We start from the raw sequence: 13396 nt of genomic DNA on the forward strand, positions 1-13396 counted from the left end.
CCCCGGATTGCCAGCCCGCGCCGCCGCCCCTCGAAAAATGCCGATCACCTGGCGATTTCACCCATCCGCGAGAAGGGTGTTATATTTCTCTTCGTTGCAAAAACGCGCACTGCCGCAAGGCGCCATTAGCTCAATTGGTAGAGCAACTGACTCTTAATCAGTGGGTTCGGGGTTCGATTCCCTGATGGCGCACAACACTACCCCCGCCGGGGCCACTCTCGGCGGGGGTTTTACGTATTTCCACCACCTCCCGCGACGGGGTAGCCTCACAGCCATGACCACTGCGCTTGTGATTGTAGACGTCCAGAACGACTTCTGCCCCGGCGGTACCCTGGCCACCTCGCGCGGCGACGAGGTGGCCAGGCACATCGCTGCACTCCTCTCCTCCAGCCACGGGTATGAGAGTGTCGTGGCCACGCAAGACTGGCACATCGCCCCCGGCGCGCACTTCTCCCCCACTCCCGACTACGCCGATACGTGGCCCGTGCACTGCGTCGCCGGGAGCGAGGGCGCACGCCTCCACCCCGCCCTCGACGGGGCGGTCATCGACGCGGCCTTCCACAAGGGCGAGTACTCCGCCGCCTACTCTGGCTTCGAGGCGGGCCACGGCACCGCCTCGCTCGCGCAGTGGCTGCGCGATCAGGGCATCACGCGTATCGACGTCTGCGGCATCGCCACCGACCACTGCGTGCGCGCCACCGTCCTCGACGGCCTCAAGGAGGGTTTCGCCGTCACCGTGCTGGCCGATCTGTGTTCCCCTGTCGATGACGCGCGCGGGGCGGCAGCGCTCGACGAGATGCACGCAGCGGGGGCCGCCCTGGCATAAAAGCGCCCCGCAGCACCGCTGACAAGGTGCTGCGGGGCGTAAGGGCGCGTATTCGCGACCTAGCGACGCGCGAGCAGGCGCTGGAGCTCCTTGAGCTCCTTCTTGCGCTTGCGGCCGTTGAGGACGCGAATGCCCACCAGGACCGCGACGCCGACGCCGAGGCCGGCGAGGACCTTCTGCACAGTCGGGTCCTGGAAGAAGCCCGCCGCCTGATCCTTTGCGTTATCGGTCAGGGTCTTCGGGCTGGTGCGGTTCGCCAACTCGTCGAGCGTGCTCGCGAGCTGGTTGCGGGTGCGCTCGATGTCGCGCTCGATGTCGTTGATATCTCGTGCCACTGTCGGTGTCTCCTCGGTGATTAGAAAGTTTTCTCTACACAGTCTCTACCCCACAGTAGTGTAAAACCGAGAGGCATGACCGAAAACATCCGACTCGAAAAGGGCGAGGCGGCGCCCGCCTTCAGCCTGACCAACGATCAAGGCCGCGAGGTCGCCCTCGCTGACTACGCGGGACGCAGGGTCCTCGTCTACTTCTACCCGCGCGCGAACACCCCGGGGTGCACGACCGAGGCGTGCGACTTCGCCGAAAACCTCGACGCTTTCAATAGCGCCAACGTCGCCGTCATCGGCATCAGCCCAGATAGCCCTGAGGCCCTGGCGAAGTTTCGTGCCGACCACGCACTGAACTTCGAGCTGCTCTCGGACCCGGGTAAGTCCGTGATGGAGAAGTGGGGCGCCTACGGGGAGAAGCAGAACTACGGAAAAACGGTCACCGGGGTGATCCGTTCAAGCTTCCTCGTCGGCCCTGACGGCACGATCGAGCAGCTACAATACAACGTGCGCGCGAAAGGACACGTCGGGCGCATCCTGCGCGACTGGGGGGTTTAGCCAGTTGCGCGAGCGCGCAATGGAACAGAGTGTGCGCCCGGGGAGACTTGAACTCCCACGTCCTAAGACACTGGAACCTAAATCCAGCGCGTCTGCCAATTCCGCCACGGGCGCTCGGGAATACTGCAGGAGAACAGTCTACATGGCCTGCCCAGCCCGGTTTGAATTACTCCTTACGCCTGCCGCCGGCGCCCCGAACGACCACGACGATCCTTCGGAAATTGATTTCGGCGCACCGCTGAGGCGTTGCTAGACTCCGGGGTGTGAGCGAAGCAGAATCGGGCTCGAATTCGGGCACAGCCGACGGCACGCGCGCCCGCCCACACGTGCGGGTGCGCGCCTGGCACATTGCCCTGCTCGCCCTCGCAGTTGTCTGCTCCCTCCTGCTGGCCTACTGGCAGTGGGCCCGCTACCAATCCGGCACCGGCACCTTCCAAAACCTCGGCTACGCCTTGCAGTGGCCGTTCTTCGGCGCGTTTTTCGTCTACGCCTACCGCGCCGGCCTACGGATGGAAAACGACAAGATCGACGCCGAAAACTCGGCCGCCGCGCTCGACGACTTATACGCCGCCGACCTAGCGCGCTTCGGCGGCCAGAGCGGCGGGCCCACCACCACCGACGAGGCGGAGGCCACGGCCATCTCAGAGGACTTCCTCCCCCCGCGTCCGCACCTCGACGTCGAGGAATTCAACGAGCTCAACCGGCCCACGCGGGGCCGCCCCCACGTTGACCACACCGAAGAAAGCGACACCCCATGACCACGAAGACCCCCTCCACCGGCGGTCAGCCGCCGATCCACCCCGAGCGCCAGCGCCGGGTCAAGACCGCGCTGCGCATCTTCTCCATCTCCGCGTGGGTGACGGGAGCGCTGCTGCTGCTCCTCGTCGTGCGCATGATCATGCAGTACGTGCTGCATCTCGACGTCCACGCGCTGGCCTGGGTGGCCCGCGTCCACGGGCTCGCCTTCATCGTCTTCCTCATGGCCTCGCTCAACCTGGGCACAAAAGCGCGGTGGTCAGCCACCGAATGGCTCACCACCGCGCTCTCCGGCATCGTGCCGGTAATGTCCTTCATCATCGAGGCGATGCGGCGCCGGGAGGTCACGGAGACCTTCCGGCTCGACGAGGCCTAAAGCGCCCCGCCTCCGGGCGGCGGCCCCTACTTCGTCGCCGCGCGGGTCAACACAATGGTGCCCAAGCCCTCGGCCTGGCCGTTATCCGGGTTGAGCGTCAGGGTATCGCCGTTGAGCTGGGCCTTGTAGTTCAGGTCGCGGCCGGTCTTCGGGTCGACGAACTGGAACTTGTCGCCATCGCGCTCGCACTTGGCGTCGTTCGTCTCGCCGCTGGCCTCGGTCACCGTCCAGTTGCACTTGCCACCGTCGAGGTTGATCTGCGCGGTGGCCTCGCCCTTCGACGCATCGGCCGGGGTTGCCTTACCGCTCCAGGCACCGTCGTAGTCGCTCGAGGAACCACAGGCCGCCATAAGAGCGCCACTGAAGAGGATGCTTGCTGCTGCAATAGTCTTTTTCATCGTCATTCTTTCACTCTAGCGATTTTTCAGCTCCGCGATGTGGACCGCCAGCTCACGCAGGGCGCGGCCGCGGTGGGACACGGCGTTCTTCTCCTCCGCTGTGAGCTCGGCGGCGGAGCGTCCCCCCTCCCCCAGCGGCTCAAAGATCGGGTCGTAGCCGAAACCGCCGGCGCCCCGCGGGCGGCGTAGCAAGCGCCCCTCCCACCGGCCCTCGACGCTGAACTCCTCCCCACCCGGGGTAGCCAGGGCGCAGCACGAGACGAACGCCGCGTCTCGCAGCTCGATATCCTCCATCTGGGCCAAAAGCAGCGCGTTGTTCGCCACATCGTCGCCGTGCCGCCCAGCCCATCGGGCCGAGAGGATCCCGGGCATGCCCCCCATCGCGGCGACCGCCAGGCCAGAATCATCGGCGACGCAGGGCAGACCAGTCGCCGCGGCCCCCGCGCGGGCCTTGATCAAGGCGTTGTCCCGAAACGTCAAGCCGTTCTCTACGGGCTCCGGGTAGGCAGCAACGTCAGCGGGGGCCACCAGCTCGATGCCAGCGATGCCGGCCTCGGCGAGGACCGCTTCGAGCTCGGCCAGCTTCTTCGGGTTGTTGGATGCAACGAGGAGCTCTACCACCCGAGGGCCGCCCTCTGGGCGTCGATAAGCTGGCTGCAGCCCTTCTCCGCGACATCGAGCATCTCGCCGAGCTGCTCGCGGCCAAACAGGCCGTGCTCGCCCGTGCCCTGAATCTCAACGAAGTTGCCGCCCTCCGCCATGACGACGTTGAGGTCGACCTCCGCCCGCGAATCCTCCTCGTAGGGCAGATCGAGGGCCACGTGGCCATCAATTATCCCGACGGAGACCGCGGCGACCGGAGCGAGCAGCGGCTTGCCGGGCACAACGCCGCGCTCGGTGAGGAAGGCGATCGCGTCCGCGAGCGCCACGTAGGCCCCGGTGATCGAGGCCGTGCGGGTGCCTCCATCGGCCTGCAGCACGTCGCAGTCGAGCTGGATGGTGTTCTCGCCGAGCTGGCTCAAGTCCACCGCCGCGCGCAGGGAACGCCCCACCAGGCGCGAAATCTCGTGCGTGCGCCCCTTGACCTTGCCCTTCATCGACTCGCGCGGCATGCGCTCGTGGGTCGCCGACGGCAGCATCGCGTACTCAGCGGTCAGCCAGCCCTCCCCGGAATCCTTCTTAAACCGCGGCACGCCGAGCTCAACGGAGGCGGTACACATCACGCGAGTTTTGCCGAACTCCACCAAGACGCTGCCGGCGGGGTGGTCGGTAAAGCCACGGGTAATGCGCACCGGGCGCATCTCATCGAAGGCGCGGCCGTCGAGGCGGGTCAATCCTGAATCAGTCATGCCCGCCACAGTACTAGAGCTCGAAGACATCCCCGGCGGCACCGAGGCGGATCTCCCCGTCGAAGTGGCGACGCGCCGCCGCCAGCGTCTCCTCCTTATCCGCCCAGGGCTGGATGTGGACGAGCACTAGTGTCCCCACCCCGGCCTCGGCGGCGATGAGGCCGGCCTGCTCGCCGGAGAGGTGCATGCCCTCGGCCTTGCCCTCGGCGCTCGGCCCCCAGGCCGCCTCGCACAAGAAGATATCGGCACCGCGGGCGAGGTCGAAGAGAGAATCCGTCATGCCGGAATCGCCGGTGAAGGCGATCACCTTGCCCGAGCCCCGCTCTGCGAGGCGCAGCCCGTGGGACTGCCAGGCGGGGTGCGCGACGGGAACCGGGGTGACGGTGACATCGTCAATGACCACCGGCTCGTTCGACCGCCACGCGGAGAACTCGAACGTATCCGTGATGTCGTCTACCTCTCCCGGGTTGTCCGCGCTCATCCGGCCGAAGTGCTCGAGGCAATGGTCTGGGCCGTACATGCGGTGGCGGCGCGTCGCGGGCGCCGTGGGGTGGTAGCGGCGCCACACCAACAGGGAAGGCACGTCCGAGCAGTGGTCGGCGTGAAGGTGGCTAAAAATCAGGTGGGCATCGGACGGATCGCCGAGGCTCTGCAGCGCGGCCAGCGCGCCTGGGCCGAAATCCATGAGGATATCGGGCCTGCCCGGCGTGGAAACGAGGTAGGACGACCCAGGATTACCCGGCGCGCCCATGCTCCCCGAACACCCGAGAATGGTCAATTTCATGGGAACACCATGCCACGAATCCGCAGCGGAATCTAACCCAACGCGCGGCCAACAGCCGTAATCTGCGGCGCGAGGAAGCGCTCGGCGAGCCGGTTGAACACCTCCGGATCACCGGTGGACTCAAACACCCGGGTGGGCACGCTGCCTTCGGGCGCAGCAATGTCGCGCTCCGTGAGCACCCGCAAGACGTCCTTGGCCGTCTCCTCCGCCGAGGACACGAGCGTGACGTCATCGCCCATCGCGAGCTGGATCACCCCGGTAAGCAGAGGGTAGTGGGTGCAGCCGAGCACGAGCGTATCCACCCCGGCCGCCTGCAGCGGTTCGAGATACCCCTGCGCGACACCGAGGATCTGGCGGCCAGAGGTCACCCCGCGCTCGACGAACTCCACGAAGGCCGGGCACGCCGCCGCCGTGACCTCGAGGCCGGGCGTGAGAGAGAACAAGTCTTGGTAGGCCCCCGAGGTGATCGTGCCCACGGTGCCGATCACCCCGACGCGCCCGTTGCGGGTGGTGGCAATCGCGCGCCGCACCGCGGGCTGAATGACCTCGACGACGGGGACGCTGTAGCGTTCGCGCGCGTCGTGCAAAAACGCCGCGGTGGCGGTGTTGCATGCGATGACGATCATTTTGCACCCGCGCTCGACAAGCTCGTCAGCAATAGCCTGCGCGTGCGCGCGCACCGTGGCAATGCCGAGCGGGCCGTAGGGGCCGTTGGCGGTATCGCCGATGTAGATGATCGACTCGCCGTGGAGCTGGTCCATCATCGCCCGGGCGACAGTCAAGCCGCCGACACCAGAGTCGAACACCCCAATGGGAGCGGCATCAGGCATACCGCGGCCCCCTCCCCGTTTGGCGACGCGCCCGGCGCTCGCGCAGCTCCGGTGGATCGTCCGAGGTAATCGCCATGCCGGCGACGATGCCGCCGATCGCACCGAAGAGGTGGCCCTGCCAGCTCACGCCCTCGGTGCCCGGCAGCACGCCCCAAATCAGCCCGGAGTAGAAAAACCCTAGGATGACGCCGAGCGCGATCTGCTGCGCAGAGCGGTTGAAAAAGCCTCGCACAACGAGGTACGCCAACCACCCGTAGATCAGGCCCGAGGCGCCGATGTGGTTGGTGCCAATCCCGCCGAACACCCACGTCCCCAACCCGGCGATCACCGTGACTATGCCGGTGACCTCCCAAAACACCCTCGCCCCCGAGTAACCGATGAGGAAGCAGAAAATCGCCCCGGGGATCGAGTTGGAGATGATGTGGCTCACATTCGCGTGCAGCAGCGGGGAGGTGAAGATAAGCAGCAGCGTGTTGGCGTCAAGGGGATGGACGCCGAAGGCCTTGAGCGCGCCGAGGAAGAAGACCTCGTTGACAATAAAGACCCCCCAGATCACGGCGAGGAAGCCGAAGGCGAAGCGGAACCCGCTCGCCCGCTTCTGCTTCGCGGTGAGCGCGTACTGGCTCGCGGGCGGGGCGAGGCGCCCCCCGCCTCGCCGCTGCGGCGGGGGCGCCCCGTATCCGGGACCGTATCCGGGGCCGACTCCAGGGCCATATCCAGCCCCGTAGGGCGCGCTACCGCGCGGGCGGCGCGGGCTGTTCGGGGGTAAGGGGTAGTTGCTCGTCATCGCGGACAATCCTAGTGCGCATCGTGCCCGAGGGGTGCGACTCCTGCCAGGTCGGCCCAGGCCGTGACGCCGAAGTTCGTGGTGGCGGTGACGATGGCGTCGACAATCGCGCCCTGCACGGCCTCGGCGGCGGCCTCGCACGCCGCGCTCAGCGTATCGACGCCCTCTTCGCCCCCGCTCGTCGACACTGCCATCGGCGCTGCCATCGGCGCGGCCGTCGACACGGCGAAGAACGTGTCACCGTCGAGCGGCGAGTGCGCCGGCCGCACCGCGCGGGCCAGCCCGTCGTGCCCCGCCATGGCAAGCCGCTTGAGCTGCGCGGGCGCGAAGGGGCAATCGGTGGCGATGAGCCCGATCGTGGTGTTGAGCTGTGGCGTCGGCTGGCTCAATGCACCCAGGCGCGCGGTATCGACGGGCGGGAGGCGGCAGTCTCCGTAGAGGCGCCCGGTGCCGGGATCGACGACGCTGCCGTGCGGGTTGGCCACCACCGCGGCCGCGACGCGATACCCGCTGCCCGGGCCCGCCAGCGAGACGCTGGCGGTGCCGAACCCGCCGCGCAGGACCCCGGCCGTGGCTCCGCAGCCGGCGCCGACGTTGCCCGAGTCCACCCCCGCCGGCTGGCCGAACGCCGCGCTCACCGCGGCGGCGCCGTCCGCGGGTCCGGGCCGGTGTGCCGCATCCCCCACGGCGAGGTCGAAGATCACCGCCGCGGGCACGATGGGGACCCGGGGCCCGGGCACGCCCTCGCCGAAGACCGGGAAGCCGATCCCGCGGGACTCGAGCTGGGCCATCGCCCCGTCGGCTGCGGCGAGCCCGAAGGCGGAGCCGCCGGTGAGCATGATCGCGTGGACGCGCTCGACCGTGTTGTGGGGTTCGAGAAGGTCGGTCTCGCGGGTACCGGGGCCGCCGCCCCGCACGTCGACGGCCGCGCACAACCCCGCCGGGTCCTCTGACACGCAGGCGGTCACCCCGGTATCGCCGAGGCTGCGGTGCCCAATGAGTACGCCGGGGACCGTAAACGCGCCCCGCCGCGCGCTGGCGTGTGCTGAGTTCTGCGTCATAAGCCCCCCATCGTAGACACGAGCGAGCGTCGCCAAATAGTCCTATAATCGATTCGTATGAATGCCAACGGATTAGCAACTCGTTCAGGTCCCTCGCGCCCCGCGGACGCGACGGCCGATACCTCTATTATCGTGCGCGACGCGCACCTCAATAACCTCAAGCACGTCGACGTCACCCTGCCGCGCGGCAAACTCGTCGCCGTCACGGGCATGTCCGGCTCGGGCAAGTCCTCGCTCGCCTTCGGCACCATCCACGGCGAGGCCCAGCGCCGCTACCTCGAATCCGTCGCCCCGTTTGCCCGCCGGCTCATCGCCGGCGCGGTCGACCCGAAGGTCGGCAACATCGACGGCCTGCCGCCAACGGTTGCGCTCGAGCAATCGCGCACCTCGGGCGGGGCGCGCTCGACGGTGGGCACGTTTTCCACCCTGTCGAACTCGGTGCGCCTGCTCTACTCGCGCTGCGGCGACTACGCCGAAGGCGTGCGCGAGCGCAACGGCGGGCGCCTGGACTCCGACGCGTTTTCCCCCAACACCACCGTCGGCATGTGCCCGAACTGCCAGGGCACCGGCGTGGTGCACCGCCCGACCGAGGAGACGATGATCCCGGATCCGTCGAAAAGCATCGAAGAAGGAGCGATTGAGGCCTGGCCCGGCGCGTGGGCGGGGAAGAACTTCCACGACATCGTCGAGGCGCTCGGGTTCGACATGAACACCCCGTGGCGCGACCTGCCGGAGAAGGACCGCCAGTGGCTGCTGTTTACCGACGAGCGCCCCGTCGTCGATATCTACCCCGTCCGCGGCGCCGACCAGGTGCAGCTGTCCTACAAGGGCACCTGGAAGTCCGTGGCGAACTATCTCACCGACACCCTCGCCGAGACCGAATCCGAGCCGCTGCGCCGCCGCGTCCTCAGCTTCATGGAGCACAACGTCTGCCCCGTGTGCGATGGCCGCAAGCTCACCCCCGACGCGCTCAAGGTCACCTACGCCGGCATGCCCATCGACGAGCTCAACGCGCTTCCCCTCGAGGAGCTGCGCGAGGTCCTGGGAACGCTTTACGACACCGCGCGCTCTCGCGCCGAAGAGGGCAACGAATCCAACCGCGACGAGGCCGAACGGCTCCTCCTCGCCCAGCTCGTGCCCACGCTAAAAACCTCCGTCGACCTAGGCATCGGGCACTTAAGCCTCGACCGCGCCGCATCGACGCTGTCTGCGGGCGAACTGCAGCGCCTGCGGCTCGCCTCCCAGCTCAGCAGCGGGCTCTTCGGCGTCGCCTACGTGCTCGACGAGCCCTCGGCCGGCCTGCACCCGGAAGAGCGCAACGCGGTGGCTGACCTCATGCGCCGCTTCATTGACGCCGGCAACTCCGTCCTGCTCGTCGAGCACGACATGAACCTCGTGCGCGGCGCCGACTGGGTCATCGACGTCGGACCCGTCGCCGGCGAGGGCGGCGGGCAGATCCTCTACAGCGGTACCGTCGACGGCCTCATCGAGTGGGGCAAAGACCCCGACTGCCCCTCGGCCACCGCCCGCAGGCTGGCCGCCCAGCCGCCCGAACTCAACGACTCCCCGCGCACCCCTAGCGGCACGCTCTCCATCAAAGACATCAACGCGCGCTCGATCCACGGCCTCGACCTCTCCCTCGGGCTGGGCACGTTCACCGCGGTGGCCGGGGTGTCCGGGTCGGGCAAATCCACCCTGGTCTCCACCGCCTTGGGCACGGCGCTGCGGGATATCACCGTGGCCACCAAGGGCAGCGCGGCGGCGAAGGAGGCCGCCGAGGAAGACCCCGGCGCCGGGGATGAGCCCGCCGACGCGCCGGGCGCGCAGCGCGAATCCGACCAGGTCAGCATCGGTGAGGTCACCGGCGCCGAGGAGATCGACCGCTTCATCCACATCACCCAAAAGCCGATCGGCCGCACCTCGCGCTCGACGCTGGCGACCTATACCGGGCTCTTCGACAAGGTGCGTAAGCTCTTCGCGCAGACCGACGAGGCCCGCGCGCGGAAGTGGAACGTCACCCGCTTCTCCTACAACATGAAGCCCGGGCGCTGCCCCACCTGCAACGGCGCGGGCGCCCTTGAGGTCGAGCTGGTCTTTTTGCCCGGCAGCTACACGCAGTGCCCCGATTGCAAGGGCAAGCGCTACAACGACGAGACGCTCGAGGTGACCTGGAACGGCTACACCATCGCCGACATCCTCGAGCTCACCGTGGACGAGGCTATCGACGCCTTCGCCGACGAGCCGGGCGTGCTCCACGCCTGCGAGGCGCTCCAGGCCGTGGGGCTGGGCTACCTGCGCCTCGGCCAGGGCGCCCCGGAGCTCTCCGGTGGTGAGGCCCAGCGCATCAAGCTGGCCACCGAGCTCCAGCGCGCCCGACAGACCCGGCGCTCCCACACGCTCTACGTCTTCGACGAGCCGACCACCGGGCTCCACCCCCACGACGTCGGGCTGTTGGTCAGGGAGCTCAACCGCCTCGTCGATACGGGTAACACCGTCATCGCCGTCGAGCACGACATGACGGTCGTGGCGCAGGCCGACCGCGTGATCGAGATGGGCCCGGGCGCCGGTGCGCGCGGCGGCGAGATCGTCGCCGACGACACCCCGGCCGGCCTCGCCGCCCATGCGCAGACCCCCACGGGCAGGGTGCTCGCCGCGCTGAGGTAGCCGGCGTGGCCTCGGGGTGCGCGCCGCCTCCGGTTGCGCAGCGTTGAGTCTCGGTTCATAGTGAGTGGCAGGCCACGCCTCGTCGCGTATCGGGGCTGGTTGTTCCCCGCCACCGCCCGACTACTCCAAGGGGGTCCCGATGTCCGATGAATCGTCCCAACTCACCGAAGTACCCGCACATCCACGCACGCCCGCCACGCAACGCGGCGGCGTAGACCAGGCCCACATCGAGGACGAGGCGAAAAGCCCCGTCCTCGACGCGCTTTTTGGCGCCCTGCTCTTCGTCGCCGTGTTGCTTTTCTACTTCTGGGCCCGGGGCCAGGTCGGCCCGGGCAACCACGCCCTTTTGCTCATCATCACCATCGCTCTCGGTGTGTTCATGGCCTTCAACATCGGGGGCAATGACGTCGCCAATTCCTTTGGCACCTCCGTCGGCGCGGGCACGCTTTCGCTGCGCCAGGCGCTCATGGTGGCGGCTGTCTTCGAGGTCGGCGGCGCGGTCCTCGCCGGCGGCGAGGTGACCGAGACGGTCAAGTCCGGCATCGTCGACCTCAACAGCGTCGACCTCGCCCCGATGGACTTCGCCTTCATCATGATGTCGGCGCTCCTCGGCGCCGCGCTGTGGCTGCTCGTGGCCACCCGCATGGGGTGGCCCGTCTCCACCACGCACTCGATCGTCGGCGCCATCGTCGGCGGCGCGATAACGCTGGGCTACCTCACGGACATCACGGGCAGCGCCTCGCCGTGGGTGATGGTCCAGTGGGGCGAGATTGGCAAGATCGTCATCAGCTGGTTCCTCTCTCCCCTCCTCGGCGGCGTGGTTGCCTACGCCCTCTACCGGGTGGTCAAGGAATCGATCCTGGTCTACAACGACCGCGCCGCGGACAAGCTCGAGGATCTCCGCAGCAAGCGCAACGACCACCGCGCGCGATTCCGCGAGGAGTTTAACTCCCTGCCGGAGGCGGAGAAAATCAGCGTCAACGGCGCCATGGCGCGCGACGCGGTGACGACGACAAGCAAGGATTTTGACCTCGAGGACCTCGAGTCCGAGTACTATCGGGACCTCTACCGGATCAACGCGGAGGCTAACGATGTCGACGCGCACCGCGCATTGATCCGATTCGTGCCCCTCGTCGCCGCGGCCGGTGCGGGCATCATCACCGCGATGATGCTGTTTAAGGGCCTGAGCAACACCGGGATTTCGCTCGACAGCCTGGGCAACGTGCTCGTGATCTTGATGGTCTCCGCGGCGGTGTGGATGGCGGTCTACATCTTCGCCCGCTCGATGCGGCAGCTCTCCCTGGAGCGCTCGACCTTCATCCTGTTTTCCTGGATGCAGGTCTTCACTGCCTCCGCGTTCGCCTTCTCGCACGGCTCCAATGACATCGCCAATGCCGTCGGCCCGTTCGCCGCGGTGCTCGACGTGCTGAAGGAAAACCAGATCGTCGAGGAGGCCGAGGTGCCGATGGCGCTCATGGTCACCGCCGGCGTCGGCCTCGTCGTTGGCCTGTGGTTCATCGGCCGCCACGTCATCGCCACCGTGGGCACCAAGCTCACCGAGATGCACCCGGCCTCTGGTTTCTCGGCGGAGCTCTCCGCCGCGGCCGTGGTGATGAGCGCCTCCCTGCTGGGCTTGCCGGTCTCCTCTACCCACATCCTCATCGGTGCCGTCTTGGGCGTCGGCATGGTCAACCGCGACGCGAACTGGGGTCTCATGCGGCAGATCGGCCTGGCGTGGGTCATCACGGTTCCGGTCTCCGCGGTCATCGGTGCGGTGGGCCTGGTGGCCCTGCGGTCGATCTTCGGCTAGCCCAGCGGCCCCATCATGGCGGCGAGGAGCGAGTCCTGGCAGAACCCGAGCCACTCTAAGAGCCTCTCGCGGTCCTGCGCCTCGGCCTCGCCGCCGCGGTCGTCCTCCGAGACGTAGAGGCGCATGTCGTTGAGCGCGGCGATGAAGCGCTGCGCCTCTTCTTCATCGATGGTAACCACGACCCCTCCGGTGGGCCCGAGCGCCTCGTTTACCACCTGCAGGTTGACAAGCTTGGCCTTGATGATGTCGTTTTCGTGGAGGCTTCTGAGCAGCCCAGACTCGCCGTCGAACTCCTCGTCGCCCTCCATCTCGAAGTCCGGCAGGAGGCGCTTGAGTTTCGGGTCCTCCGGCGGCTGCGAATGTCCGGGGCGAAGCCCCATCATCTCGGCGAGCTCATCTTTCGGTGCTGACTGCGCCCGCTGGATGAGGGCCTCAGAGACCGTCGCGGTGAGATCGCCGATGACCTCTCGCTCCAGCGGGTCGAACTTGGTGGTGAACTTCGCCCCCGCGCGCATGAGCCCCTTCTTGCGACGCCAATGCTCCATCTTCTCGCCTGTCCTCCTAACCTGCCTGTTGCATGGTCGCCCACAGCCCCGCGGTGTGAAGCTTCTTCACGTCGCCTTCGACCTTGTCTTTCTCCCCGGAGGACACGACTGCCTTGCCTTCGGTGTGGACCTGCATCATCAGTTCGTGTGCGCGCTTGCGGTCGTAGCCGAGCACGGTTTGGAAGACGTAGCTGACGTAGCTCATGAGGTTGACGGGGTCGTCCCACACGATGCACATCCAGGGGAGGTTTTCGCTCACGACGACGTCGACGTCGACGTGCTCATCGAGGTCCGGGGTGGCTACGGGCGATCCCATGGCCTGGGGA

The 13396-nt window shown here is 67.6% G+C and carries 16 protein-coding genes and 2 tRNA genes; 7 read left to right on the forward strand and 11 right to left on the reverse strand.

Annotated elements, in window-relative coordinates; all coding sequences use genetic code 11:
* The first annotated feature begins 119 nt into the window (after nt 1–119).
* Both C3E79_RS08790 and C3E79_RS08795 read left to right on the forward strand, forming a co-directional pair.
* Nucleotides 120–192 (forward strand) — tRNA-Lys (locus tag C3E79_RS08790).
* 82 nt (nt 193–274) lie between these two features.
* Entirely contained in the window at nt 275–826 is a 552-nt protein-coding gene (locus tag C3E79_RS08795; RefSeq protein WP_108405135.1) for a nicotinamidase, read from the forward strand.
* A gap of 59 nt (nt 827–885) precedes the next feature.
* On the opposite strand, the gene C3E79_RS08800 is transcribed toward C3E79_RS08795, so the two are convergent.
* Complete coding sequence (locus C3E79_RS08800; protein WP_108404578.1) at nt 886–1161, reverse strand: DUF3618 domain-containing protein; 276 nt, start codon at nt 1159–1161, stop codon at nt 886–888.
* Nucleotides 1162–1236: 75 nt separating this feature from the next.
* On the opposite strand from C3E79_RS08800, the gene bcp reads away from it, so the two are divergent.
* Nucleotides 1237–1710 (forward strand): thioredoxin-dependent thiol peroxidase, encoded by a 474-nt coding sequence (gene bcp / locus C3E79_RS08805; protein WP_108404579.1) that lies wholly within the window; start codon nt 1237–1239, stop codon nt 1708–1710.
* A gap of 32 nt (nt 1711–1742) precedes the next feature.
* On the opposite strand, the gene C3E79_RS08810 is transcribed toward bcp, so the two are convergent.
* Nucleotides 1743–1824 (reverse strand) — tRNA-Leu (locus tag C3E79_RS08810).
* 149 nt (nt 1825–1973) lie between these two features.
* On the opposite strand from C3E79_RS08810, the gene C3E79_RS08815 reads away from it, so the two are divergent.
* Together C3E79_RS08815 and C3E79_RS08820 are read left to right on the forward strand one after the other, a co-directional pair.
* A complete protein-coding gene (locus C3E79_RS08815; protein ID WP_412778876.1) occupies nt 1974–2468 on the forward strand; it encodes a hypothetical protein in 495 nt (164 codons plus the stop codon).
* The gene (locus C3E79_RS08820; RefSeq protein WP_108404580.1) at nt 2465–2842 is read left to right on the forward strand and encodes a DUF3817 domain-containing protein; all 378 of its coding nucleotides are present in this window, start codon (nt 2465–2467) and stop codon (nt 2840–2842) included. Before C3E79_RS08815 ends, C3E79_RS08820 begins: the two co-directional genes overlap by 4 nt.
* A 26-nt stretch (nt 2843–2868) precedes the next feature.
* Here C3E79_RS08820 and C3E79_RS08825 read toward each other — a convergent pair whose 3' ends face one another.
* Genes C3E79_RS08825 through C3E79_RS08855 form a run of 7 tightly spaced genes read right to left on the reverse strand, consistent with a single transcriptional unit; the run spans nt 2869 to nt 8051 of the window.
* Nucleotides 2869–3246 (reverse strand): hypothetical protein, encoded by a 378-nt coding sequence (locus C3E79_RS08825; protein WP_108404581.1) that lies wholly within the window; start codon nt 3244–3246, stop codon nt 2869–2871.
* A gap of 9 nt (nt 3247–3255) precedes the next feature.
* The gene (rdgB, locus tag C3E79_RS08830) at nt 3256–3861 is read right to left on the reverse strand and encodes an RdgB/HAM1 family non-canonical purine NTP pyrophosphatase (protein WP_108404582.1); all 606 of its coding nucleotides are present in this window, start codon (nt 3859–3861) and stop codon (nt 3256–3258) included.
* Complete coding sequence (gene rph, locus C3E79_RS08835; protein ID WP_108404583.1) at nt 3855–4589, reverse strand: ribonuclease PH; 735 nt, start codon at nt 4587–4589, stop codon at nt 3855–3857. The genes rdgB and rph overlap by 7 nt, the downstream gene beginning before the upstream one ends.
* Nucleotides 4590–4602: 13 nt before the next feature.
* Nucleotides 4603–5373, reverse strand: a complete 771-nt coding sequence (locus C3E79_RS08840; protein WP_108404584.1) for an MBL fold metallo-hydrolase — start codon at nt 5371–5373, stop codon at nt 4603–4605.
* A 32-nt stretch (nt 5374–5405) separates the two neighbouring features.
* Complete coding sequence (murI, locus tag C3E79_RS08845) at nt 5406–6203, reverse strand: glutamate racemase (protein WP_108404585.1); 798 nt, start codon at nt 6201–6203, stop codon at nt 5406–5408.
* Nucleotides 6196–6990, reverse strand: a complete 795-nt coding sequence (locus C3E79_RS08850; RefSeq protein ID WP_108404586.1) for a rhomboid family intramembrane serine protease — start codon at nt 6988–6990, stop codon at nt 6196–6198. The genes murI and C3E79_RS08850 overlap by 8 nt, the downstream gene beginning before the upstream one ends.
* An 11-nt stretch (nt 6991–7001) precedes the next feature.
* The gene (locus C3E79_RS08855) at nt 7002–8051 is read right to left on the reverse strand and encodes a P1 family peptidase (protein WP_108404587.1); all 1050 of its coding nucleotides are present in this window, start codon (nt 8049–8051) and stop codon (nt 7002–7004) included.
* 57 nt (nt 8052–8108) lie between these two features.
* On the opposite strand from C3E79_RS08855, the gene C3E79_RS08860 reads away from it, so the two are divergent.
* Both C3E79_RS08860 and C3E79_RS08865 read left to right on the forward strand, forming a co-directional pair.
* A complete protein-coding gene (locus tag C3E79_RS08860; protein ID WP_108404588.1) occupies nt 8109–10715 on the forward strand; it encodes an excinuclease ABC subunit UvrA in 2607 nt (868 codons plus the stop codon).
* 139 nt (nt 10716–10854) lie between these two features.
* Nucleotides 10855–12525 (forward strand): inorganic phosphate transporter, encoded by a 1671-nt coding sequence (locus C3E79_RS08865; RefSeq protein WP_108404589.1) that lies wholly within the window; start codon nt 10855–10857, stop codon nt 12523–12525.
* Here C3E79_RS08865 and C3E79_RS08870 read toward each other — a convergent pair.
* Together C3E79_RS08870 and clpS are read right to left on the reverse strand one after the other, a co-directional pair.
* The gene (locus C3E79_RS08870) at nt 12522–13070 is read right to left on the reverse strand and encodes a DUF2017 domain-containing protein (protein WP_108404590.1); all 549 of its coding nucleotides are present in this window, start codon (nt 13068–13070) and stop codon (nt 12522–12524) included. The genes C3E79_RS08865 and C3E79_RS08870 overlap by 4 nt on opposite strands.
* Before the next feature lie 16 nt (nt 13071–13086).
* Entirely contained in the window at nt 13087–13386 is a 300-nt protein-coding gene (clpS, locus tag C3E79_RS08875) for an ATP-dependent Clp protease adapter ClpS (protein ID WP_108404591.1), read from the reverse strand.
* Nucleotides 13387–13396: the final 10 nt, after the last annotated feature.

The organism is Corynebacterium liangguodongii, from assembly GCF_003070865.1.
Lineage (GTDB): Bacteria > Actinomycetota > Actinomycetes > Mycobacteriales > Mycobacteriaceae > Corynebacterium > Corynebacterium liangguodongii.